Below are 23,254 nucleotides of genomic sequence, written 5' to 3' on the forward strand. Positions count from 1 at the left end.
ATCAGCGCGTCGGGGGTCTGGCTGCATCCAGCACCGCCTCCGGCGCGATCCACATCGCATCGCCATAGGAAAAGAAGCGGTAGTTCCTGCTGATCGCTTCGCTGTAGAGCCCCAGCAGCGTCTCCCGGCCGATCAGTGCGCTCACCAACAACAGCAGCGAACTCTTCGGCAGATGAAAGTTGGTGATCAGCCCCTGCACCACGCGGAAGCGATAGCCGGGCTGAATCACCAGATCCACGGGGCCGGTGAACGGCTTCAGCTCTCCGCCATGGACCTGCGCTGCTCCCTCGAGGGCCCGCACGCTGGTGGTGCCGACGGCGATCACCCGACCTGAGCAGTGGCGGATCGTCTCCACCACCGCCGGACTGACCTCGATCCACTCGCTGTGCAGCTCGAGCGTGGTGAGATCCTCCGTCTCCACGGGGCGGAACGTGCCGAGTCCCACATGCAGGGTGATCCGGGCCAGTTCCACTCCCTTGCGGGCCAACGCGTCCAGCAGTGCATCACTGAAATGCAGCCCCGCCGTCGGGGCTGCGACGGCTCCGGGTCGCTCGGCGTAGCGGGTCTGATACCGCTCGGCATCTCCGGGGTCGTGCCGTTCGATGTAGGGCGGCAGCGGCACCTCACCGCACCGGTTGAGCAGGGTCTCGATCGTCGCCGCATCGGTGCAGTCGTCCGGAAACTGAACGATGCGCCCGCCGCTGGCGGCATCCTCTGCCGCCACGGTGAGCCTGATCTCAGTTCCATCGATGGTGAGAACGTCCCCAGCCCGCATCCGCTTGGCCGGCCGGGCCAGACAGAGCCACAACCCCTGACCGCGGGGCTCCAGCACCAGCAGTTCCGACAGTCCGCCACCGGCGCGGCGCACCCTCAGACGCGCCTTGAGCACCCGGGTGTCATTGACCACCAGCAGATCACCGGACTGCAGTTCCTCGAGCAGATCCCAGACCTGACGATGCCGGGTCGACGCCACGCCGCTGCCCGCAGGAGGCACCATCAGCAGCCGGGCGCTGTGCCGTGGCTCGACCGGGGCCTGCGCGATGCGCTCAGGCGGCAGTGGATAGTCGTAGCTGCTGAGCTGCCGGTCCCTGGGATCGGACACTCCGATCAGAGCGCCAGACTCTCGGGGCGGGTCTCGATCAGCTCCGCCAGATCCTTCAGGAAGGCCGCACCGTCAGCCCCGTAGATCACCCGGTGATCGGCGGTCAGATTCACCTGCATCTGACGCTTCACGGCGATGGAACCGTCCTTGCCGGCCACCACGGTGGGGCGTGATGCCGCCACCGCCAGGATCGCGCCGGTGCCGGGAGGAAGGATCGCATCGAAGCGATCGACACCGAACATGCCGAGATTGGAGAGGGTGAAGGTACCGGTGCTGTATTCCTCCGGCTGCAGCTGCTTGCTGCGGGAGCGCTTCACCAGATCACCCCACTGGCGTGACATCTCATAGAGATCGGTGCGGTCGGCATTGCGCAGCACCGGCGTGATCAGGCCGCCGTCCTCCATGGCCACGGCCACGGCCACGTTCACGTCGGCGGGGTAGGCCATACCGGCCGCCGTGGTGGCGGCATTCACCTGGGGATGGCGAGCCAGCGTGACGGCCACGGCCTTGGCCAGCAGGGCGGTCATGGTGACGCCCTTGGGCTTCACCTGTTTGTAGAAGGCATCCAGCTTGTCGGTGGTGATCGTGTACCCGACACGGAAGCAGGGCACCGCCAGGCTGGCTTCCATATTGCGGTTCACCGCCCCCTGCAGGGTGTTGAAGGGCACGGTCTCACCGGGTCGCCCGAAGCTGCTGCCAGCCGGTGCGGCCGGTGCCGCTGCAGCAGAGGACGCGCCTCCAGTGACGGCAGGAGCTGTGCCCTCGGCGACCCTCGGAACGGAGATCGGTTGACCGCTCGCCTTCTCCACGTCCTCTGCCTGGATCCGGCCGTGGGGGCCGCTGCCGCGCACGGTGGCCAGATCCACGCCCATTTGAGACGCCAGCTTCTTGGCACGGGGGCTGGCGACGATGCGGCCGTCGTTGACAACCGGAGCAGACGGCTGAATGGCTGCCGGAGGCGGAGCTGCCACGGGAGCTGCCGCAGCCACCGGTGCGGGGGCAGGCGTCGGTGCGGGAGCAGGAGCTGTGGCCGTCGGTGCAGGAGCAGCGGCAGCGGGGGCTGCCGGAGCCGAGGCCTTGGCATCAGCGATCTCCGCCTCGCTTTCCACGATCAGTCCGATCGTCTCGCCCACCGGCGCGGTGCTGCCGGCCGGCATCAGCACCGCGGCCAGATAGCCGTCCTGAAAGGACTCCACATCCATGTCGGCCTTGTCGGACTCGACCACGAGCACCGACTCCCCCCGTCCGACCTTGTCGCCGGGTTGCTTCAGCCATTCCACGATCTTGCCCTCCGTCATGGTGGAGCTGAGGGCAGGCATGAAGATGTCGTGGGTTGCCAAAACCGTCTCCGAGAGGGCAGATCAGGGGAGTTTACGAGTCAGCTGATGGCTGCTGATCAGGCCTCCTCAATGGCCTGAACGACACCGTCCCGCACGACGATCGACACCTGCATCTTCTGCACCAGGTTGTCGCCGACGGCGAGCTCACAGGTGCTCTCCAACTGGCCCTGCTCCACGATCTGCTCCAGCTCGAGCTCACGCACCTGAGCCTGCTGCTGCAGCAACCCGCGTTTCTGCTCCTCGATCTCGGAACGCTTGGCGGCGACCTGCTGCTGAATCTGAGCCACCTGCTCCTGCACCCGGGGATCGAGCGGGTTGGCGCTCTGACGGCGCACCTCATCCACGACCTGCTGACCCTCCTGCTCCAGCTGGGCCAGCTGCTGATCGCAGTTGGCGATGCCGTTGCTGATCTCCCGCTCCGCTTCCTCCTTCCAGGTGGGGGTCACCACGGCACGAACGGTGATCGGGCGCTTGATCGTCAGGATGGTGCCGTCGGCCATGGGACTGCTTGAGAAGCAGCAAGCGTCTCAGCCGTGCGGCCTCAGGTCAATCACCTCCATGATCATCCCCTCATCGGCCGTACAGCTGCTCGATCAGGGCAGCATCCCGGGCCGTGATGCGATCGCGACGCTGCTTGAGCGTCTGCGTGAGCAGACCGTTCTCGATGCTGAAGGGATCCACCAGCACCACCCCGGCCAAGCGCTCATCCCCGCGGGACCCGGATCGTCCCTTGAGCAACCGGTTGCACTCCTGCATCAGCCGTTTCAACAACAGCGCATCCCCCGGGCGCCCTCCGAGATCCTCCGCCAGGGCCATCCCCTGCTCCGAGGCCCAGGTCTGAAGCGCTTCCACCCTGGGCACCACCAGTGCTCCGAGCTGGCGTTCGTCCTGACCCACCAGCATCACCTGCTCGATCAGCGGACTGGCCACCAGAGCCTCCTCCAGTGGACCGGGCTCGATGTTCTCACCGCTGCTCAGCACGATCGTGTCCTTGGCGCGGCCGGTCAACGCCAGCGAACCATCCGCGAGCAGCAGTCCCAGATCACCGGTGTCGAACCAGCCCTCAGCATCGAGCACCTTGGCGCTGGCCTCCGGCCGGCCCAGATAGCCCCCCATCACCTGGGGACCGCGCACCAGCACCCGGCCCCTGCGGCGCAGTCCCAGATCCTCCCCTGACTCCGGATCGACGATGCGGAACTCGGTCTCCGGCATCGGCAGGCCTGCACTGCCGCGGATGTTGCGCCACGGTCGGCGGCAGCTCACCACCGGACTGGTCTCCGTGAGTCCGTACCCCACCAGCAGCTCGATCCCCACCGCTTCGAAGAACGCATCGATGTGAGGGGCAATGGCTCCGCCACCGCTGATGGGGTACCGCAGCTGTCCGCCGCTGAGCTGAAGCCGCAGCTTCGGCCAGATCAGCGTGGAGGCAAGGGCGTGCAGAGGCCAGCGCAGCCCCGCTTCCGCAGCCGCCGCCAGCCGGGCGGCCGGAGCCATCGGTTCCAGCAGCAGGTTGCGCGCGGTCCGCATCGCACGCCGCTGGGCCGCACTGTTGGCCAGGGCCGCTCTCAACAGCCGCTGTCGCGACGGCGGAAAGGTTTTCAGCACATCCTCGAACCCAGCCTGCACCGCTTCCCACAGACGCGGCACCGTGGCCATGGCGATCGGCCGCACCCGCGGCAGATCCTTCTTCAGCTGCTTGATCGTGGTGTAGGTCTGCGTGCAGGCGCAGGACAGGAAGTAGTAACTGGCACTGCGCTCATAGGCGTGCCAGATCGGCAACACGCTGAGCACAGGCGAGCCCGGTGCCGGATAGGCCACACAGGCCAGAGAGTGCATCTGATGCAGCAGGTTGGCGTGGGTCAGCGGCACCCCCTTGGGCTGGCCGGTGGTGCCGGAGGTGTAGAGCACCGTGGCCACCGCCTGACGTGACGGCTCACGATCCGCGTCGCATGGCACCGACGGGCGACCACGCCCGCTCGCCAGGAAGGCGTCCCAGCTCATCACCCCGTCCTGAGGCTCCCCTTCCAGCTGCAGCACGAAGCGAAGCGGGGCTCGCTGCTCCGGTGTCAACGCCAGGCGTCGCCACACCTCCGCGTTCTGCACCACCAGGGCAGTGGCCCGACAGTCCGACAGGATGTAACGCAGCTCTTCCACCGGAGCGGACGCCCCCCGCACGGCATCGGCAGCTCCGGCCCGCATCAGCCCCTGATCAGCCACCAGCCAGCGGGGGCTGTTCTCGGCGAACAGCGCCACCACCTCGCCGGCTTCCAGACCCTGCTCCCGGAAAGCAGCAGCCGCCGTGGCGATGCACTGAGCCAGTTCCGCGAAGCTGAGCCGTTCCGGATGAGCCACATGGGGCGCATCCAGGGCCGTCAGGGTGCCGTGGTGATCCGCCAGCCAGGGCCAGATCGCATCAACCCGCTGCAGCTCGAGGACGTGCTGATGGCGTCGTAGCGAGTCCTGCTCCTGGCGTGTCGGGGTCCAGCTGGCCGTCATCGGAGGCGATCCATCGATGGGCTCAGGCCTATCACGCTTCCGCGGACCAGACCAGATCGAAACGTCGGCGCAGGGCTTCCCGCAGCCGGGGCTGAACCTGTTCCACCGTCAACCCAGGCCGCCAGTCGCACAGACGACCCACCCGGCTGCCCCGGAGACCGCAGGGGGTGATGAGCTCAAACCCGCTCAGCGCACAGGACACATTCAGAGCGAGACCGTGCTGGGTGATCCAGCGACGGCATCCGGTTCCGATGGCCGCCACCTTGCGACCTTCCAGCCAGATCCCTGTGAAGCCCGGGATGCGCTCTCCCACCAGGTCGAACTCCGCAAGCACATCCAGCAGCACCTGTTCCAGCTGACGCAGATACCAGTGCAGGTCCGGCTGGTGACGACGCAGATCCAGCACCGGATAAGCCACCAGCTGGCCTGGCAGATGGTGCGTCACCTCCCCTCCGCGATCGATCCGGTGCAGCGGAGCCGGCGGAACCTGCGGATCGAAGTGAAGATGCTCAGCGCTGGCACCGCGACCGAGGGTGTAACAGGCCGGATGCTGCAGCAACCAGACCGCCTGCGGCTGGCAGGGATTCTCCAGAAGACGCTGCTGCCAGAGCCGCTGAGCGCTCCAGGCCTGCTCGAACGGCACCGGCTCCGCAGGCTCAAAAAGAATTGCACCGGAGGACTGTGCCGAATCGCCAACCGTTCCTAATTTGCCGTCAACAATCGGCACAGGAGCGTTGCATGAAGTTGCTGATCCATGGTCGCAACCTCGAGATCACGCCTGCCCTGCGGGACTACACCCAGACCAAGCTCGAACGGGCGACGCATCACTTCGCTGAGGCGGTGCGCGAGGCGGATGTGCATCTCTCAGTGGCCCGCAACCCCCGTGTTCCTCAGCAGACCGCGGAGGTGACGGTCTTCGCCAACGGCACCGTGATCCGGGCTCAGGAGCGCAGTGAGAACCTCTACGCCAGCATCGACATGGCCGCTGGGAAGCTGGCGCGTCAGCTGCGGCGCTGGAAGGAGCGCCACAGCGATCACCACCACAGCCACGGCCACAGCGCCAGCCTGACGCCAGGCACCGAATCGATCACCGATGACGAACCGGTGGACGGCTCACTCCTGAAGGGCCGCCATGCCGAGCTCCCCGACCCCGGCGTGCGCCGCAAATATTTCGCGATGCCGCCGATGAGCCTGGAGGAGGCCCGTCATCAGCTCGATCTGATCGATCACGACTTCTACCTCTTCCGCGACAGTGACAGCGGTGAGCTGCAGGTGATCTACCGGCGCAACCATGGGGGCTACGGCGTGATTCAGGCTCGGGACTGAAGACCGCAACCGCCATGGCCGATCCCCTTCAGGACCTTCCGGATCTGCCTCCCCTTCTGGATCAGGCCATCCTCGACCCGCTGCTGAATGCCGAGCAGCTGATCGAATGCTGCGATGCCAGCCGGGAACGCAACATCCGGGCCATCTGCGGCACCCTGGCCAGGCTGCCGGCCCTGCGCCATCGACTCGGGGGTGGTGACGGTCCACGACTGATCGCCGCCATCGACTTTCCGTTCGGCACCCTCCCCGCCGGTCTGCGACTGGCTGAGGCCCAGTGGGCAGCAGCCAACGGCGCCGACGAGCTGGATGTGGTGCCGGATTTCAGCGCCCTGGCCGATGGCGACTCCGGCCGCTTCGCCGAGGACCTGGCCGCTCTGTGTGACCTGGGCCTCCCCCTGCGGGTGGTGCTCGACATGGCCAGGCTCAGCGACGCGCAGCTGGAACTGGCGGTGGAGGCGGCGATCGATGCCGGGGCCAGCGGTGTGCAGACGGGAAACGGTTTCGGCCCCGCCTGCCATCCCGATCAGGTGAGCCAGCTGAAACAGCTCTGTCGCGGCCGCTGCGCGATCAAGGCCGCTGGCGGGATCCACAGCCTGGAGCTGGTGCACGATCTGGTGGCCGCCGGCGCCAACCTGCTCGGCACCAGCAGTGCTCCTCAACTGCTCCAGGCCCAGCGCCAGCCCATCGGTTGACCCCATGGCGGAACGACGGCTGGAAGGGCTCGTCCTGAAGGTGGGTCCCCTGGGGGAGCACGACCGGCTGCTCACTCTGCTCAGCGAGGCGGAGGGGGTGAGCCGGCTGGCGGTCCCTGGGGCGCGACGACCAAAAAGCAGCCTGGCCGCCGCTGCCCCGCTCACCCTCCTGGAGCTTCAGGTGGGAGGCCGCAGCGGACTGGCCCGGGTGCGGCAACTGCGCGTCCAGCGCAGTTTCAGCGGTCTGGGCCGGCGGCTGGAGACCCTGGCCGCCGCTCAGGCCCTCAGTGATCTCTGCCTGCTGATGGGCGCTGATGACGATCCGATCACCGGAATGCTGGCGACCCTGATGCTGCATCTGGAGCGGCTCGAGCAACGGGCCGAGGCCCCGACCATGGTGCTGGCGAGCACCGTTCAGGGCTGTGTCCACCTGCTGAGCCTCGGGGGCTACGGGCTGCCGCTGCAGAGCTGCTGCCGCAGCGGCGCCCCGCTGGATCCCCCCATCGGTCAGTGGGACTGGCGCTGCAGCCTTCTGCCCGAGGACGGCTTCGCCATCGGGGCGGAACCCACGGCGAGGCTGATGCTGAATCCGTCGGAGCTGGCCCTGCTGCAGCGGCTGCCCCGCCCGGATCTGCCCTGCCGACGCTCCGGGGAGCTGATGGGCCCCGAACCGGTTTGGCTCAGGCTGCTCTCCGTCGTGGAGCTCTGGATCCGCAGCCATCTGCCGAGAGGCAGCCGGGCGTTGCCGATGCTGCGGGAATCGCTGGCTCACCCTGCGGTGAGCGATCATGTGCCCGACGCGGGCGGATCTTGAGCGGCACGGTTTCCAGCGCGCGGGAGGAGGGACGCCAGGGTCTGATGGCCGTGGTGCGGCTCGAGGACTTCCGCCGGCTCTGGATCGGCCAGATCTTCTCCCAGCTGGCGGACAAGTTCTACATCGTGCTGATGGTGTTCCTGATCGCCCAGCACTGGGTGAGTCAGGACGCTCAGAGCAGCGGCGCCATGGCGGAGGTCGCCTCCGCCATCCGCATGGACATCGAGACCAGAGCTCAGCGCATCACCCTGCTGGCGACAGGCATCTACGTGGCCAACACCGTGCCCGCCGTGCTGCTGGGAATGCTGGCGGGGGTCTGGGCCGACCGCTGGCCGAAACGGCGGGTGATGGTGGCCTCCAACGCCATGCGGGCCCTGCTGGTGCTGCTGGCCCCTGTCTGTCTCCTGCCGGGTCCTGAACTGCTCGGGCTCAGCTGGGGGTACTGGGCCCTGCTGCTGATGACCTTCCTGGAGTCGGTGCTCACCCAGTTCTTCGCCCCGGCGGAACAGGCGGCCATTCCGCTGCTGGTGCCGAACAAACTGCTGCTGGCGGCCAATTCGCTTTACCAGGCCACCAGCATGGCGGCCACCATCGTGGGCTTCGCCCTCGGTCAACCGATCCTGCGACTGCTCAATCAGAGCCTCGCCAGCCTGGGACTGTCGGGAGGTGAATTCCTGCTGCTGCCGTTCTGCTACGGCATGGCGGCTCTCAGCCTCAGCACCATCCGTCTGCGCGAGACCCCCTCGCGGCCGAACAACATCGGCATCGGGGAAGAGATCCGTGAAGGACTGCAGGTGCTGGTGAAACGGCCGACCGTGCGGCGGGCCATGCGCAATCTGGTGCTGCTCTACAGCCTGCTGGCCGCGATGTACGTGCTCGCCATCAGCCTGGCGGGGTCGATCAGCAGCCTGGGGCCGACGGGATTCGGCAGCCTGCTGGCCATGAGTGGCCTGGGTATGGCGATCGGAGCGGTGCTGACCGCCCAGCTCGGGCATCGCATCAGCCGCCACCATCTCGGAGCCGCCGGACTGGCTGCCATCACCTGCTGCCTGGTGCTGCTCGGCCAGCTCCAGGGGCGCCTGCTGATCACACTGAGCCTCTGCACCCTGCTCGGCATCGGTGCCGCCCTGGTGGCGATCCCAGCCCAGACGACACTGCAGGAGGACACCCCGGAACGGGAACGGGGCCGCGTGTTCGGCCTGCAGAACAACCTGATCAACATCGCCCTCAGCCTGCCGCTGGTGCTGGCGGGGACCCTCGTGAGCAGCGTCGGACTCAGGCCGGTGCTGCTGCTGCTGGCGACCCTGGCCCTCGGCGCGGCAGTGCTGGAGAGACCCTGGAAGCGCTGCTAACTTGCTGCCTTGCCAGAGGAGGACCGCAGAGCGCTTGGTGCAGATTGCCTGGCTGGGTAAGAAATCTCCGTTCTGCGGCAATGTCTCCTACGGCCTGAGCACCACGGAGGCCCTGCGTGAACGCGGTCACCAGACTCACTTCATTCATTTCGACAATCCCCGCAGCCCGGAAAGCGGTTCCACCTCACTGCTGGCCAATGATCCGGATGTGAGCCTGCCCTACCTGGTGAAATCGCAGGTTTACACCATCCCTTCTCCAGGCGCCCAGAGGGAACTGAGGGACTCCCTGGAACGGATCAGGCCGGACATCGTCCACGCCAGCCTGACTCTCTCGCCGCTGGATTTCCGCTTACCCGACCTCTGTCAGCAGCTGGGGGTCCCCCTCGTCGCCACGTTCCATCCCCCCTTCGACGCGGGGATGCGCAACCTCACCGCCGGGACCCAGCAGCTCTCCTACCAGCTCTATGCCCCGGCGCTTGCCCGTTACGACCGGGTGATCGTGTTCTCCCAGCTGCAGGCGGAAGTGCTGATCCGCCTCGGGGTGCCGGCCGACCGCCTGGCCGTGATCCCCAACGGCGTGGACACCGATCGCTGGGCACCGTCCCGTCACGGTGGTGATGCCGTGCTGTTGCAACGGGTTCGGCAGCGCCTCGGATCGGAGCGCACGTTCCTCTACATGGGCCGCCTTGCCACGGAGAAGAACGTGGAGGCGCTGCTGCGGGCCTGGCGCCTGGTGTCACCCCAGGGATGCCGACTGGTGATCGTCGGTGACGGTCCGCTGCGCGGCACCCTCCAGAACAGCTTCAACGAGCCAGGGATCCTCTGGTGGGGATACGAAGCGGACCTGAACACCCGCATCGCCCTGATGCAGTGCGCCGAAGTCTTCCTGCTGCCCAGCCTGGTGGAAGGACTGTCTCTGGCGCTGCTGGAGGCCATGGCCACCGGCACGGCCTGCATCGCCACCGACGCGGGTGCCGATGGCGAAGTGCTGGACGGTGGGGCCGGAATCGTGTTGAGCACCCAGGGAGTGGCCACCCAGCTGCGCACCCTGCTGCCGGTGCTGCGCGATCAACCGGTGCTCACCGCGGAGCTCGGACGCCGGGCACGACAGCGGGCGCTTGAGCGCTACCGACTGAGCCGCAACATCGACGCGATCGAGCAGCTGTACGGCACCCTTCTGGCCACCAGGCCACTGGCGGCCTGAGTTCAGGCGAGTTCCCGACTCCGCTCAGCCGCCGCCAGCACGGCTTCGATCAGGGCGGAGCGGACCCCGGCCTGCTCCAGTCGACGCAGACCGGCGATTGTTGTGCCCGCGGGCGAACTCACCATGTCCTTGAGCTGAGCCGGGTGCAGCTGTCGCTCCTGCAGCAGAGCGGCACTGCCCGCCAGGGTGCGATGGGTCAGATGCAGCGCCTGATCTCTGGGAAGTCCAGCCGCCACCGCTCCATCCGCCATCGCCTCGGCCACCACCGCCACAAAGGCGGGACCGGAGGAGGTGAGGGCCAGAAAAGCGTCCAGCTTGGGCTCCGGCAGCTCCAGCACTTCACTGACGGATGCGAACAGATGACGCACCCGGGTCCGTGATTCAGGGTTGATGTCGTCTCCCCAGGCCAGAGCCGTCAACCCGGCCCCCACCAGGGCCGGTGTGTTCGGCACAGCCCGGATGCAGCGATGTCCTGGAAACAGCCGCTGCAATCGCGCCAGACTGACCCCGGCGAGCACGGAAATGAGCAGAGGCTGCCCGACGACGGCGGGCGCTTCCGCCGCCACCGCATCCAGTTGCTGGGGTTTGATCGCCAGCAGCTGGAGCGGTGCTGTCCAGACCTCACGGGCGGTCGCTGCATCAGCAGAGAACAGCCGCACGCCGGAAGGCAGCTCACGGGAGATGGGCTCGATCGAAGCGGCACGTCCGACCACGGCCATCAGGCCCCCAGGATCAAGCTCGCCACGCTGGAGCAGGGGTTCAACAAGGGCCCGGGCCATGCGGCCCAGGCCGATCACACCCACGTCGGGAGTCAAGACCTCGGATCTCAGAGAGCGGTCGCACCCCAGGCGGGGGAGGGCGCTGAGCTGCTCTCCTCCTCCTTGGAGTCGCTTTCGCGGCTGACGACCGTGGGGGCGGAGGTCTCCTCGTGACTGGTGTTGGTGACCGTGACGCAACTGGGGGCGAACAGGAAGATGCTCTCGCCGACGCGCTCCTGATGTCCGTCGATGGCGAAGGTGCCTCCCGCGACGAAATCGACCGCGCGCTGAGCCTGATCCGGTTCCATCATCGTGAGATTGAGGATGACGGTCTTGCGCTCGCGCAGGGCCTGGATGGCGCGGGGCATTTCATCGAAGCTGCGCGGCTCCATCAGATTCACCTCCGCAGCGGCGGTGCTGATGCCCGGCATGCCGATCACATTGGATCCGGGCAGGCTGTCGCCGAGATCGAAGGGGTTGCTGTCGGCAATGGTCGCCAGCGCACCCCCATCGGCATGGGTGGCCCGCTGGTCCTGCTCCTGCTGCTCGTCTTCGTAGACGAGATCGTCAAGATCGCCATCGAGATAGTCGTCTCCGGCGACGACGGCACGTAGGCGGGAAATCAGCGACACCTTGGATTCCTCTCAGGCTGAGACGTGGATGAGCAGGCAGGTTCGAAGTCCGGGGCGAGCCGGACAACCTTGTCCCTGGATAGCGTTTCAGCCCCGCTCAAGCAAGTCACTCAGCCCCATCCTGTGACGTTGGCCTCGGACCGAACAGGGCCGAACCGATGCGCAACCAGGTGCCGCCCTGCCGCACCGCCAGGGGCCAGTCACCACTCATGCCCATGGAACAGTCCGCCAGCTCCAGCCTGTCGGCCAGGGCGCGGCAGTCCGCGAACAAGGCACTGCGGTCCTCCTCCTGAGCCTCGAGCGGCGCCATGGTCATCAGGCCGGTGATCGAGAGATGCGGGAGCGCTGCGAGAGCCGACCAGGCCTCCAGCAGGCCCTCCGCCGAGAAACCACCCTTGCTGGGATCCGGGCGCAGCTTCACCTGCAGCAACACCTGCGGATGACAGGCCTCCTCCCCTGCGATCCGGGAAACCCGTTCAGCCAGGGCCAGGGAATCGACCGAATGGATCACGGGAAAAGCGCGCACCACCCCCCGCACCTTGTTGCTCTGCAGGCGACCGATGAAATGCCACTCCAGCGCAAGGTCCTCCAGCTGCTCCTGCTTCGGAAGCGCTTCCTGCAGTCGGCTCTCCCCGAAAGCCCGCTGCCCCAGCCCGGCCAGAGCCCGCACCGCCTCGGGGGGATGCCCCTTGCTCACGGCCAGCAGCCGGGCCGATCCGGGCAGCTGCTCCTGCAGCTCCCGCCAGCGATCGACCGCAGAGGCTGTCATCGGTTCAGATGAAGGTCTGATCAAACAGCTGCCGCCAATCCTCCAGATCGGGCGACCCATCGCGGCGGCAACGGCTCAGGTGCACATCCGCATGATGGCGCGCGTCCTGATACGGGATCACCTCGAACTGAGCCCCGCGCGGCTGAAGCGTCACCAGAAAGAACATCCGCTGCGCGTAGAGGGTTGCGTAGACGTCTCGACCTTCGCCGGCCGGTGCCACCCGGTAGAGCATCCCGAAGGTGGGGTGATTGAGATACCGCTCTGCTGCCATCACCCGGATCGCAAGTCAGAACGCACCGTACCTGCTGCGAAGAAACAGCACGATCAACAGCGACATGGCCGCCGCGCCGTTGAGCAGTCGCGCCGGCGATTCCACCGGCAGTCGCAGCCGCGCCGGACTGAGGATCCTGCCGCCGCGGGCCACCAGAGCATCCGCCCCCTGCTCCGCCCTCAACAGGATGTTGGCCAGCAGTCGTTCGCCGACGGAGAGCACCAGGCCGAAGGAAGCCTTGAATCCCAGGAGACGGAAACTCACAGCCCGGCTGGCGAGGGCCCGCAGCAGGTTCTGCAGCTCCTCCTGCACCAGAGGAAGAAACCGCAACGCCAGCAGCAGCTGGAATCCCAGCCGCTGCATCGGCAATCCCAACCGCTCCAGCGGCATCAGGCACCAGGTCAGAGCCCAGACCAGGTCCTCCGGCATCGTGGTGAGCAGCACCAGATTGACGCTGTGGATCACGGTGAAGATCAGCGTCGAGGTGCGCAGGCCCAGCAGCGCCGAAGCCCGATCCACCACCAGAGGCCCCAGGGTCAGCGGACCCAGCTGGACAGGCCCGAGGCGCAGCAGATCCCAGCTCGGCCAGTCCGCGCCGAGACCCGGCAGCTCCTGCGGATCGCGCAGATTCAGAGGTGACGGAGGGTCCACCGCCGGCAGCAGCAGGGAGAGCAGACCCACGGCGATGGAGAGCAGGGTCAGCAGCAGCAAGGATCTCCACCAGAGGCGAACCGGCAGACCGCTGATCAGGGTGATCAGCAGCAGTCCAAGCACCAGGGCGAGGCGCCACAGGGGGCCAGCCAGCACAGGGGTCAGCAGGAACACCAGGGACCAGGCCAGCTTCAGGCGCGGATCGAGCCGTCGCGGCCAGCCCTCGGCGCCGTCGACGTACTGCCCCATGGGGATCTGACGCAGCCAGTCCATGGCTCAGCTGGATCGTTGGTGCTGGCGTGCCAGATCCCGTTCCGCATCGCGCTGCTGCTTGCCACGCCAGAACAGCTTCACCGGGGTTCCATCGAAGCCGAGTCCTTCCCGGATCTGACGCTCCACGTAACGGCGGTAGGTCTCTCCGAACAGTTTCGGATCATTGACGAACAGGGTGAAGCTCGGCGGACGGCTCGACACCTGCGTGCCGTAGTAGAGCCGCCCCTGGCGTCCACCACGGGTTGTGGGAGGGCTTCGCCAGCTCAGCGCCTCCTTGAGCACCTCGTTCACCACGGAGGTGCTGACCCGGCGCCGGTGCTGCTCGACCGCCAGGGCCGCCAGGGCGAAAATGCTGTCCACCCGCTGTCCGGTGAGCGCTGATGTGAACAGCATCGGCGCCCAGTCGAGGAAGTAGAGCTTGGCGCGCAGCTCCTTCTCCATCGCCGGCAAGGTGTGACTGTCCTTTTCAACGGCGTCCCACTTGTTGACGACCACCACACAGGCCCGTCCGTCCTCCTCGATCCGACCTGCCAGCCGTTGATCCTGCTCGGTGACCCCATCCAGGGCATCGATCACCAGAACGCACACATCACTGCGCTCGATCGCCTTGAAGCTGCGGTTGATGCCGAAGTATTCCGGGCCGTAATTGACGCTGCGACGGCGGCGGATGCCGGCGGTGTCCACCAGTCGCCAGGAGCGGTTCTCCCGTTCGAGGCTGGTGTCGATGGTGTCGCGGGTGGTGCCGCGGATCGGGCTCACGATGGCGCGCTGCTCTCCGCAGATCGCATTGAGCAGACTGGATTTACCGACATTGGGACGCCCGATGATCGCCAGCTGGATCGGCTCCTCCTGATCACCCTCCTCATCCTTCGGAGGCAGGAAGTTGAGCACCTGATCCAGCAGTTCGCCGGTCCCGGCGCCGTGGATGGCGGAGATCGGATACGGCTCCCCCAGCCCGAGGCTCCAGAACTCCGCAGCCATCGCCAGCCCCTGCTCGGGGGACTCGCACTTGTTCACCGCCAACAGGGTGGGGCAGGTGTGCGTGCGCAGAAACTCGGCGATGGATTCGTCGGCAGCGGTGATGCCCTGCTGACCGTCGACGATCACGAGGGCGACGCTGGCCTCCTCGAGTGCCAGGTTGGCCTGCTCCCGGATCTCGGGCAGAAACTCACTGTCGTCGTCGAACACCAGACCGCCGGTGTCCACGACCTTGAAGTCCCGGTCTCCCCAGAACCCGTCCTGATAGGTGCGATCCCGCGTCACTCCGGGTTCGTCATGGACGATCGCCTCACGGCTGCGGCACAGACGATTGACCAGCGTGGACTTGCCGACGTTGGGACGTCCGATGATCGCAACGACGGGACGCGCCACGGGGCGGGACTCCGATCAATTCCTGACCCTACAGACCCGCGGAAACGGAAACCTTTCGAAACGAGACCAATCAGTCTCAAATGAGACAGCTAGTCCGGGTGAAGCGTTGTTCAGCGCCATGCTCGATCTTGTGGCCAGCCTCGTCGTCGACCTCTCCGACCAGAAGCTCACCGTTTACAACAGCAATCACGATGTGGTGCGGGTGATCCCCGTGAGCACCGGCAAGGCCTCGACACCGACGCCGATCTTCGACACCAAGGTGTTCACGAAGTACCGCGCGGTCACCCTGCGAGGCCGCACCTACACGGTGCCTGGGGTTCCGTACACCATGTGCGTCTCCGCCAACGAAGCCATCTGCATGCATGCAGCCCCGTGGCAGGAGAACGCCGGCAAGGCCTTCGGTGTGCCGCGCAGCAACGGCTGTGTGCGCATGCCCCTGGCCCAGGCCCGCTGGCTGTTCGAGAACACCCCCAAAGGCACCCCCGTCTCGATTCAGGCCTGATCCGCCGGCCTCAGCTCACAGGCAGGTCCCCGGGATGCCCCTGCACCGGATTCTCCGGGGGCGGCAACTCCGGCGCCATCGGCCCCTGCTCCGCAAGGGGCTCCCCCCGGTCCGCCAGCCAGGCGAGCAGCCAGTTCACGGCGGTGGCCCGCCTGGTTCGACGGGGGTAGAGCTCTCCGATCCGGTAGCCACTGAAGGCCAGCTGCTGCTTGAGCAGCTGCTTGTGGGGCTTGGCGATCGAGCGCGTCAGGCGCACCGAGGCGGGGCGCAGGGCAATCACCTCCGGGCCGAGCGGGAAGGCCTCTGCCCAGTCCGGCGGTGTCCGCACGCCGGCCCGCCAGCCAGCCTCGCCGGAGTCGTAACCGAGTCGCTCCCAGATCCGCTCACAGACGAAGCGGTCACTGCAGCGGTCCTCGAGCATCTGATGCAGCAGAGGACGGCTCAGGGGCCAGAACGCGGACACATCGATCGGCAGCATGGACCCATGGTGGCGTCCTCCCCGCTTCAGCTTCCCGGCCGTGGCACGCCGCGCGAGCTGACCTGCCGCGTGCTGCAGTCCCCCCTGGCGGGAGTGAGCGATCGCATCTTCCGAGGCCTGGTGCGGCGCTGGGCACCGGAGGCGCTGCTGTTCACGGAGATGGTCAATGCCACCAGCCTGGAACTGGGCCATGGCCGCGGCAAGGTCGAGGAGCTGTCGGAGGAGAACGGCCCGATCGGAGTCCAGCTGTTCGATCACCGTCCTGAGGCGATGGCCGATGCCGCCCGCCGCGCCGAGGACGCGGGCGCCTTTCTGATCGACATCAACATGGGATGTCCGGTCCGCAAAATCGCCCGAAAAGGAGGAGGTTCCGGACTGATCCGGGACCCGGATCTGGCGGCGCGGATCATCGATGCGGTGGTCCGGGCCGTTCGCCTGCCCGTCACCGTCAAGACACGACTGGGCTGGTGCGGCAGCGACGCCGATCCCGTCACCTGGTGCCGCCAGCTCCAGGACGCCGGCGCTCAGTTGCTCACCCTGCATGGACGCACCCGCGAGCAGGGCTTCAAGGGGAAGGCGGACTGGCAGGCCATCGGCGAGGTCAGGCAGGCTCTGACCATCCCAGTGATCGCCAACGGGGACATCAACACCCCAGAAGAGGCCTTGCGCTGCCTGGCGCTGACCGGCGCCGAAGGGGTGATGGTGGGACGCGGCACGATGGGAGCCCCGTGGCTGGTCGGTCAGATCGATGCCGCCCTGGCGGGGCGGCCGGTGCCGGCGACGCCGGAGCCGCTCGAGCGGCTGGAACTGGCCAGGGAACAGCTGATCGCCCTCGTGGAGGCTCGCGGTGACCATGGCCTGCTGATTGCCAGGAAGCACATGGGCTGGACCTGCACCGGCTTCGCCGGCGCTCCCCGGCTGCGCCATGCGCTGATGCGCGCACCCACCCCTGCAGACGCCCTAGCTTTGCTCGACGCCCAACGTCTGAGCCTGGGGTGAGCCTGCTGCTGCTGCTCTGGCCCCTCTGGCTGACCCGTCGTCCGGAAGCGGACTCTCCGCTCTGGGCCCGCCGCAGCCTGATTCTGCTGATCAGCCTGCTGACGCTGCGCTACCTGCACTGGCGCTGCACGGACAGCCTCAACCTCGACTCGGGGCTCTCCACCGCCCTGAGTCTGCTGATGCTGGTGGCCGAGGGCTGGTTGCTGGTCACCGGGCTCCTGCCCCTTTGGCTGGCCTGGAGAGCCTTCCCGGATCGACGAACCCAGGTGGCGGATCTGACACGCCGCTGGAAAGCCGACCGCTGGCAACCGAAGGTCGCGATTCTCGTTCCCAGTTACGGCGAACCCCTCAACGTTCTCGAACGCACCCTGCAGGGCTGCCTGGCCCAGTCGTATCCCCATTGCACCGTCTGGCTGCTGGATGACAGCGGCCGCGACGACGTGCGGCAACTGGCACGGAAGCTGGGATGCCGCTACCGCCACCGGCCGCAGCGCTCCAATGCCAAAGCGGGCAACCTCAACGACGGACTGCGCCGCATCGAGGCCGAACTGGTGGCGGTCTTCGACGCCGATTTCATTCCACAGACGGTCTTTCTGGAGCGCTGCATCGGATTTCTGCAGGACCCGGAGGTGGCCCTGGTCCAGACACCCCAGAGCTTCCTCAACGCCGATCCGGTGATGCGCAATCTGGGCATGGAACCCTGGCTGCTGCCGGATGAGGAGAGCTTCTACCGCTGGATCGAACCGGTGCGGGACGGCTGGGGGGCTGTGGTCTGCGCCGGCACATCCTTCGTGGTGCGTCGCGCAGCCCTCGATCAGGTGGGAGGCTTCGTGGAACAGGCCCTCTCGGAGGATTTCGTCACCGGCATCGCCCTGCGTCAACAGGGGTGGCGACTGGTTTACCTGCAGGAGAAGCTGAGCGCCGGCCTGGCGGCGGAGACCATGGCCGACTTCGTGCGTCAGCGCCAGCGGTGGGCCGCCGGCACCCTGCAGAGCCTCCGCCTGTCGAGCGGACCGATCCGGGCCGGCGGCCTCAGCCTGGGCCAGCGCCTCGCCTACCTCGAAGGTGTGATCCATTGGATCAACAACCTGCCCAGGCTGGTGTTGATGCTGATGCCGCTCAGCTACGGCCTGCTCAACATCCTGCCGATCCATCTCACCGGCAGGGCCATCCTCGAGCTGGTGCTGCCGATGTGGGCCACGGTGCTGCTCAGCATCGGCTGGCTCAACAGAGGGAGCCGAGCCGCCCTGCTGAGCGAGCTCACCGGCTGGGTGCTCACCGTTCCCCTGACCTCCACCCTGATCAGCACTGCTCTCGGGCGCCGCCTCGGATTCCGCGTCACCCCCAAGCACCAGAGCCGCGGCCAGGGGGGCTGGAGCTGGGTCCTGGCCCTGCCTCTGCTGGTGCTCACGGCCCTCAACGCCGCCAACCTGGCAGGGCTGCTGCAGCAACTCGGCAACGGCGAGGCCTGGGGGGATGACGGACGTTTCGCCGGCCTGGCCTGGGCTGTTCTGAATCTGCTGGGCACACTCACGGCTCTGCGGGCCTGCTGGGATCCACCGATGCGGGACCCGGCCCCCTGGCTGGCGGTGGACATGGAGGGCGAGGTGCTCGATGCCGGCGGACACCGGCATCCGTGCCGGATCAAGGCCATCAGCGAAACCGGCGCCGAACTCCACTTCCGAAACCACGTTCCACCCCTGGTGAGCAGCAGCGCACTCCGCTGGAGCACGGCCGTGCCGCCGCTGCCGATCGAGATCTCAGCGGAACGCCCCCTGGCCCGGGCGGTCGCCTGGGGCAAGACCACAGCGCGGCAGCAGCATGCCCTGATGCAATGGCTGTACGGCCGCTCCGGCTGCTGGCGTGATCGGCTGGCACCTCAGGAGTGGCGAGCGCTGCTGGCCCTGCTCAAACGGGTTCTGTTCGGCACGCCGGCACCCGCAGCCTTCCGCCGCAGCCTGGTTCCGCTCGCCGCTCAGGGAAGCACCTCCGGCCAACTCTGACGGATCAGCAGCAGGGAGAAATAGGGGCGTACACCGCCCGGTACATCCTGGGCTGGCCGCAGGGTCTGATCCGGCCAGCCGACCCGTTCGGCGAACAGAGACGACTCCAGCAGCTGCCGGCGCTCCAGCACCTGCCGCACCCAGAGCCAGCGTCGACCCAGTTTGAGCAGAGCCAGCACCCTGGCCTGTCCAGCCGCATGGTCCAGAGCCTGCGACAGCTGGTCCTCCCGCTCCGGGCATGGCCTCATCAGGAGCTGATCCTGCTGAAGCGCCAGGGGCCAGTTCGCCGCCGCCGCCGCCGCAGAGACGGCCGTGATGCCGGGGATCACACGGCATGGGCAATCTGGATGCCGTTGCTGCAGGGCCAGCAGCACATAGCTGCCCGTGGCGAACAGGGAGGCATCCCCCTCACAGAGCAGCACGACGCGCTGACCGGTGGCCACCTCCGCCGCGAGGGTGTCCGCGGCTTGGTGCCAGGCAAGACGCCGCGGCTCCGCCGCATCCACCATCGGGAACAGCAGGGGAACGATCCGCTGATGCGGCCGCATCCATCGTGCGGCGATCGCAGCCGCCATGCTCTCCGCTCCGCTGCGAGCCACCGGGCAGGCGATCAGGTCAGCCGCTTCAATCGCCCCCACGGCGGCGAGGGTGAGCAGGTCGGGATCCCCGGGGCCAACCCCCACAAGGGTGAGTCCACCCGCGGGTGACTGGTTGAGGATGGGCAGCGGTTCTGTCGCCCGGAAACCAGACGATGAGTCGTCTCAGCATCTTTCCAGAGCGCTCCGATGCAGCCCGGCCCCTTTCACCGCTTCCGCTGCTGGTCAGCAACGACCCGGCGATCATCCGATCGGAACTGGACCGACGCGGCATCCGCTTCGACCAGTGGCCGACGCCTTTGCATCTGTCGCCGGGAGCTGGCGACGCGGAGATCCTGGCGGCTTACGGCACTGCCATCACCCGTGTGCAGCAGGAGAGCGGCTGCCGCATCGTCGACACGATGCGGATCACACCGGAGCATCCCGAGCGGGAGGCGCGACGGAAGCAGTTTCTGGCGGAACACCGCCACGACAATGATGAGGTGCGCTTCTTCGTGGAGGGGCAGGGGTTGTTCTGCTTCCACATCGACCAGGAGGTGCTGCTCACGCTCTGCGAGCACGGCGATCTGATCAGCATCCCCGCCGGCACTCGCCATTGGTTCGACATGGGTCCCCGGCCCGCCTTCTGCGTGCTGCGCTTCTTCCGCGACAACGAGGGCTGGGTTCCCCACTACACCGGTGACCCCATCGCTGCACGCTTTCCCGGGCTTGACTGACGCAGCGACCGATGCAACCGATGCCCGGCTCCTGGAGAACCCGCCTGTTGATGGTCGCCCTGCTGGTGACCATCGGACCGACATGGAGCCAGGAGCAGGCACCTGACCCGGCGACCAGCCGCCGGGTGGCCCGCCTCGAACTGGCGCGCAGCATCCGGGCCTTTGCCACAGCCACCCTGGCCCATGGCGAATGCCAGGTGGCGCGAGGACGGCTGAAGCGTCGTCAAGCGGATCAGGCGATGGCCATCGCCCTGCAGGAGCTGGGCATCAGCCCCGCCGTGCTGGCCAACCCCCAGGTCCGCAAGGCTGCCGCCATGCTCGAGAACCAACTGGACGAGGCCTGCCAGCTCACAGGGCTGGATGCAGCAGCTGCAGACAAACTCGTCCGAGAGGAACTCTGAATCCCGGCCTGTGTCCAGTGGGAGACGCCTGAGCAACCGACTCTTTTTCTCCTGAAGGGAAAAACCGCTCCATAGGGTGCCGCTCAGCCCTGTTCCGTCGATGACGCCGGCCCGTCTGCTTGCCAGCTGCCTGCTCTGCAGCGCCACCGCTGTGCCGGTCTGCGCCACGGAACTGGCTGCCCTGCCTTCCACGGACTCCCTGCTGGTTCTTGAACGGACATCGCGACAGCTCTCGCGCACGAAGGATCCGATCTGGGATCTGCGGCTGATCGCCGCAGGCGAACAGATCCAGCGCTTCGACGCCGTCACCGGCCGTGCCCATCGGCAGACCGCTGACCGCCACCGCACCGGAACCAGGGCCCCGCTGCCCGTCGGCCGTTACAGCCTTGGGCCGATCGAACCGCTTGGCCCCGGCGACCCCGCAGAACTGGGGCCGATCTGGATCGGCATCGAACCGCTCTTCCCCACAGGACGAGGCCACCTCGGCATCCACCTCGATCCCAGTGCCAATCGCAACGCCAACAGCGGCACCCTCGGCTGCGTCGGACTGGTACATCGAGCCGACATGCTGCAGCTGGCGGAGCTGATCCAGCGCCATCAGGTGACCGCCCTTGTGGTGAACGAGTGATGCCATCGGGCTGGGGGCTGAGCTGGGGAGGCTGGCTGGACAACCGCCGCGGAGAGTGGTGGCTGCTGGCTCAGCTGCTGCTGATCACGGCCCATCTGCTGCCTGCCGCCCCACCGGTCACTGTCTGGGGACTGACAGCCTGGCCCCCGCTGCTTCGGCTGACAGGTGTGCTGATCCTGCTGACCGCTCTGTTGCTCGCCGCCCGCTCGCTGCTGTCGCTGGGAGCCAGCCTCTCCCCCCTTCCCGCACCCCGTGATGACAACCAACTGATCCGGAACGGGGCCTACAGCCACTGCCGACACCCCCTGTATCAGGCGGTGCTGATGGCATCCCTGGGGGTCGTGATCGCCACCGGCAGCCTGCTGCACCTGAGCCTGCTGCTGGCTCTGGCGGCGGTGCTCCGTGGCAAGGCGCGACGGGAGGAACAGGGACTGGCTGAGCGCCATCCGGATTACCTCTCTTACATGGCGAGCACGCCCGCCATCGTTCCCCGGCTGCCCGGCCTCGACTGGCGCCGCTTGATTCACGGGAAGCCCCATGCTGAAATAACCCGACCTGTCGCGGGCCGGATGGCGATCAATCCCAGCCATCGCAAGGGAATCATCCTCGCGGGCGGCAGCGGCACCCGCCTGCATCCGATCACCCAGGCGGTGAGCAAGCAGCTGCTGCCCGTCTACGACAAACCGATGATCTACTACCCGCTCAGCACGCTGATGCTGGCGGGCATCCGGGAGGTGTTGATCATCACCACCCCCCACGACCAGCCGTCCTTCGAGCGGTTACTCGGGGACGGCAGCCGCTGGGGAATGGAGATCCACTACGCGATCCAGCCCAGCCCCGACGGCCTGGCCCAGGCGTTTCTGATCGGTGCTGAGTTCCTGGACGGCCGTCCGGCCTCCCTGGTGCTCGGCGACAACCTCTTCCACGGCCACGACCTGGTGCCGCAGCTGATTGGAAGCAATCAAGCCCCGGAGGGGGCGACGGTGTTCGCCTATCCGGTGAGTGACCCTGAGCGGTACGGGGTGGCTGAGTTCGATGCCAGCGGCAAGGTCCTCAGCCTGGAAGAGAAGCCCAAGCAGCCCAAGAGTCGCTATGCGGTCACCGGCCTGTATTTCTATGACGCCTCAGTGGTTGAGCGGGCACGGCAGGTGAAGCCTTCCGCCCGTGGAGAACTGGAGATCACCGATCTCAACCGGATGTATCTCGAAGAGGGCCTGCTGCGGGTGGAGCTGATGGGGCGCGGCATGGCCTGGCTGGACACCGGCACCTGCGATTCCCTCAATGACGCCGGCGGCTACATCCGCACCCTCGAACACCGGCAGGGTCTGAAGGTGGGCTGTCCCGAGGAGGTGGCCTGGCGGCAGGGCTGGATCGGAGACGGTCAGCTGGAGACGCTGGCTCAACCTCTGAAGAAAAGCGGCTACGGCACTTATCTGCTGCAGCTGCTCTCCGAAAGCGTCAGCGACCATGCGGCGCTGCAGAGCAGCCTTGAGGTGCCCGCCCATGCAGGTTGAACAGCTCTCCAGCCAGCAGGGTCAGCGGCTGGACGGTCCGCTGCTGATCACCCCCAGGGTGTTCGGAGACGAACGCGGCTGGTTCTTTGAAAGCTGGAACCAGCGCCGCTTCGATGAGGCCGTCGGTGACGCCATCGTCTTCTCCCAGGACAACCACTCCCGCTCCCTGCGCGGCGTGCTGAGGGGACTGCACTACCAACTGCCGCCGGAGCCCCAGGCCAAGCTGGTGCGGGCGAGTGCCGGTGCGATCTTTGATGTCGCCGTGGACATCCGCCGGGGATCGCCGACGTTTGGCCAGTGGGTGGGGGCTGAGCTGAGCGCGGAGAACAGGTGTCAGCTCTGGGTACCGGAGGGCTTCGCCCATGG

General features: G+C 67.1%; 26 protein-coding genes and 1 pseudogene. 14 read left to right on the forward strand and 13 right to left on the reverse strand.

Annotation, left to right across the window (positions count from 1 at the left end):
* Position 1 precedes the first annotated feature (1 nt).
* The 5 genes from queA to lipB all read right to left on the reverse strand — a co-directional run bounded on the left by queA (position 2) and on the right by lipB (position 5,665).
* Entirely contained in the window at positions 2–1,102 is a 1,101-nt protein-coding gene (queA, locus tag ACJ0G7_RS01640) for a tRNA preQ1(34) S-adenosylmethionine ribosyltransferase-isomerase QueA (protein ID WP_407394914.1), read from the reverse strand.
* 5 nt (positions 1,103–1,107) lie between these two features.
* Positions 1,108–2,442, reverse strand: coding sequence for a dihydrolipoamide acetyltransferase family protein (locus tag ACJ0G7_RS01645; protein ID WP_084187959.1), 1,335 nt, complete (start codon positions 2,440–2,442; stop codon positions 1,108–1,110).
* Between the two features lie 56 nt (positions 2,443–2,498).
* A complete protein-coding gene (locus tag ACJ0G7_RS01650; protein ID WP_043692213.1) occupies positions 2,499–2,942 on the reverse strand; it encodes a YlqD family protein in 444 nt (147 codons plus the stop codon).
* A 70-nt stretch (positions 2,943–3,012) separates the two neighbouring features.
* On the reverse strand, positions 3,013–4,938 hold the full coding sequence (locus ACJ0G7_RS01655; RefSeq protein WP_407394917.1) for an AMP-binding protein: 1,926 nt from the start codon (positions 4,936–4,938) through the stop codon (positions 3,013–3,015).
* Positions 4,939–4,969: 31 nt separating this feature from the next.
* Complete coding sequence (lipB, locus tag ACJ0G7_RS01660; protein ID WP_407394919.1) at positions 4,970–5,665, reverse strand: lipoyl(octanoyl) transferase LipB; 696 nt, start codon at positions 5,663–5,665, stop codon at positions 4,970–4,972.
* Between the two features lie 11 nt (positions 5,666–5,676).
* Here lipB and hpf point away from each other — a divergent pair, with 11 nt between their 5' ends.
* Genes hpf through ACJ0G7_RS01685 form a run of 5 tightly spaced genes read left to right on the forward strand, consistent with a single transcriptional unit; the run spans position 5,677 to position 10,326 of the window.
* Positions 5,677–6,264, forward strand: a complete 588-nt coding sequence (gene hpf / locus ACJ0G7_RS01665) for a ribosome hibernation-promoting factor, HPF/YfiA family (RefSeq protein ID WP_043692222.1) — start codon at positions 5,677–5,679, stop codon at positions 6,262–6,264.
* Between the two features lie 14 nt (positions 6,265–6,278).
* Positions 6,279–6,956 carry a 2-deoxyribose-5-phosphate aldolase gene (locus tag ACJ0G7_RS01670; RefSeq protein ID WP_407394921.1) on the forward strand — a complete coding sequence of 226 codons (678 nt, stop codon included), beginning with the start codon at positions 6,279–6,281 and terminating at the stop codon, positions 6,954–6,956.
* A 4-nt stretch (positions 6,957–6,960) separates the two neighbouring features.
* Complete coding sequence (gene recO, locus ACJ0G7_RS01675; RefSeq protein ID WP_186483887.1) at positions 6,961–7,770, forward strand: DNA repair protein RecO; 810 nt, start codon at positions 6,961–6,963, stop codon at positions 7,768–7,770.
* Between the two features lie 44 nt (positions 7,771–7,814).
* The gene (locus ACJ0G7_RS01680; protein ID WP_084188106.1) at positions 7,815–9,122 is read left to right on the forward strand and encodes an MFS transporter; all 1,308 of its coding nucleotides are present in this window, start codon (positions 7,815–7,817) and stop codon (positions 9,120–9,122) included.
* Positions 9,123–9,156: 34 nt separating this feature from the next.
* Positions 9,157–10,326, forward strand: a complete 1,170-nt coding sequence (locus ACJ0G7_RS01685) for a glycosyltransferase family 4 protein (RefSeq protein ID WP_043692231.1) — start codon at positions 9,157–9,159, stop codon at positions 10,324–10,326.
* A 2-nt stretch (positions 10,327–10,328) separates the two neighbouring features.
* On the opposite strand, the gene proC is transcribed toward ACJ0G7_RS01685, so the two are convergent.
* From proC to der, 6 genes are all read right to left on the reverse strand, one after another.
* Positions 10,329–11,105 (reverse strand): pyrroline-5-carboxylate reductase, encoded by a 777-nt coding sequence (gene proC, locus ACJ0G7_RS01690; protein ID WP_407394946.1) that lies wholly within the window; start codon positions 11,103–11,105, stop codon positions 10,329–10,331.
* A 47-nt stretch (positions 11,106–11,152) separates the two neighbouring features.
* The gene (locus ACJ0G7_RS01695; RefSeq protein WP_043692236.1) at positions 11,153–11,716 is read right to left on the reverse strand and encodes a cell division protein SepF; all 564 of its coding nucleotides are present in this window, start codon (positions 11,714–11,716) and stop codon (positions 11,153–11,155) included.
* A gap of 106 nt (positions 11,717–11,822) precedes the next feature.
* Positions 11,823–12,485 (reverse strand): YggS family pyridoxal phosphate-dependent enzyme, encoded by a 663-nt coding sequence (locus tag ACJ0G7_RS01700; protein WP_407394924.1) that lies wholly within the window; start codon positions 12,483–12,485, stop codon positions 11,823–11,825.
* A 4-nt stretch (positions 12,486–12,489) separates the two neighbouring features.
* Entirely contained in the window at positions 12,490–12,756 is a 267-nt protein-coding gene (locus ACJ0G7_RS01705; RefSeq protein WP_043692244.1) for a PipX family protein, read from the reverse strand.
* A gap of 15 nt (positions 12,757–12,771) precedes the next feature.
* Positions 12,772–13,680: a CbiQ family ECF transporter T component gene (locus ACJ0G7_RS01710; RefSeq protein WP_407394927.1), complete on the reverse strand. Its 909-nt coding sequence runs from the start codon at positions 13,678–13,680 to the stop codon at positions 12,772–12,774.
* Positions 13,681–13,683: 3 nt separating this feature from the next.
* On the reverse strand, positions 13,684–15,051 hold the full coding sequence (gene der, locus ACJ0G7_RS01715; protein WP_043692250.1) for a ribosome biogenesis GTPase Der: 1,368 nt from the start codon (positions 15,049–15,051) through the stop codon (positions 13,684–13,686).
* Between the two features lie 118 nt (positions 15,052–15,169).
* Here der and ACJ0G7_RS01720 point away from each other — a divergent pair, with 118 nt between their 5' ends.
* On the forward strand, positions 15,170–15,553 hold the full coding sequence (locus ACJ0G7_RS01720) for a L,D-transpeptidase (protein WP_407394929.1): 384 nt from the start codon (positions 15,170–15,172) through the stop codon (positions 15,551–15,553).
* A 10-nt stretch (positions 15,554–15,563) separates the two neighbouring features.
* Here the strand turns inward: ACJ0G7_RS01720 and ACJ0G7_RS01725 are convergent, their stop codons facing one another.
* Entirely contained in the window at positions 15,564–16,031 is a 468-nt protein-coding gene (locus tag ACJ0G7_RS01725) for a DUF1823 family protein (protein ID WP_407394931.1), read from the reverse strand.
* Positions 16,032–16,037: 6 nt separating this feature from the next.
* Between ACJ0G7_RS01725 and dusB the strand changes: the two genes are divergently transcribed.
* Positions 16,038–17,030 (forward strand): tRNA dihydrouridine synthase DusB, encoded by a 993-nt coding sequence (gene dusB / locus ACJ0G7_RS01730; protein ID WP_043692256.1) that lies wholly within the window; start codon positions 16,038–16,040, stop codon positions 17,028–17,030.
* Entirely contained in the window at positions 17,027–19,033 is a 2,007-nt protein-coding gene (locus ACJ0G7_RS01735; RefSeq protein WP_407394933.1) for a glycosyltransferase, read from the forward strand. The genes dusB and ACJ0G7_RS01735 overlap by 4 nt, the downstream gene beginning before the upstream one ends.
* Here ACJ0G7_RS01735 and cobI read toward each other — a convergent pair.
* Positions 19,006–19,716 (reverse strand): precorrin-2 C(20)-methyltransferase, encoded by a 711-nt coding sequence (gene cobI / locus ACJ0G7_RS01740; protein WP_407394934.1) that lies wholly within the window; start codon positions 19,714–19,716, stop codon positions 19,006–19,008. The two genes, ACJ0G7_RS01735 and cobI, sit on opposite strands and share 28 nt — an antisense overlap.
* Positions 19,717–19,784: 68 nt before the next feature.
* On the opposite strand from cobI, the gene ACJ0G7_RS01745 reads away from it, so the two are divergent.
* The 6 genes and pseudogenes from ACJ0G7_RS01745 to rfbC all read left to right on the forward strand — a co-directional run.
* Positions 19,785–20,345: a 1,2-dihydroxy-3-keto-5-methylthiopentene dioxygenase gene (locus ACJ0G7_RS01745; RefSeq protein WP_407394936.1), complete on the forward strand. Its 561-nt coding sequence runs from the start codon at positions 19,785–19,787 to the stop codon at positions 20,343–20,345.
* An 11-nt stretch (positions 20,346–20,356) separates the two neighbouring features.
* Complete coding sequence (locus tag ACJ0G7_RS01750; RefSeq protein WP_407394938.1) at positions 20,357–20,746, forward strand: hypothetical protein; 390 nt, start codon at positions 20,357–20,359, stop codon at positions 20,744–20,746.
* A gap of 100 nt (positions 20,747–20,846) precedes the next feature.
* Positions 20,847–21,374, forward strand: a complete 528-nt coding sequence (locus ACJ0G7_RS01755; RefSeq protein WP_407394940.1) for a L,D-transpeptidase — start codon at positions 20,847–20,849, stop codon at positions 21,372–21,374.
* Positions 21,374–21,889: pseudogene (locus tag ACJ0G7_RS01760) on the forward strand (methyltransferase family protein); the annotation flags it as partial. The gene ACJ0G7_RS01755 and the pseudogene ACJ0G7_RS01760, both read left to right, overlap by 1 nt.
* 54 nt (positions 21,890–21,943) lie before the next feature.
* Positions 21,944–22,888 (forward strand): glucose-1-phosphate thymidylyltransferase RfbA, encoded by a 945-nt coding sequence (gene rfbA / locus ACJ0G7_RS01765; RefSeq protein ID WP_407394948.1) that lies wholly within the window; start codon positions 21,944–21,946, stop codon positions 22,886–22,888.
* Positions 22,878–23,254 (forward strand): dTDP-4-dehydrorhamnose 3,5-epimerase (gene rfbC, locus ACJ0G7_RS01770; protein WP_407394942.1); only part of this gene is annotated, 377 nt, incomplete at its 3' end. The genes rfbA and rfbC, both read left to right, overlap by 11 nt.

This window comes from Parasynechococcus sp. (assembly GCF_045559935.1).
In the GTDB taxonomy this organism is placed as follows: Bacteria; Cyanobacteriota; Cyanobacteriia; order PCC-6307; family Cyanobiaceae; genus Parasynechococcus.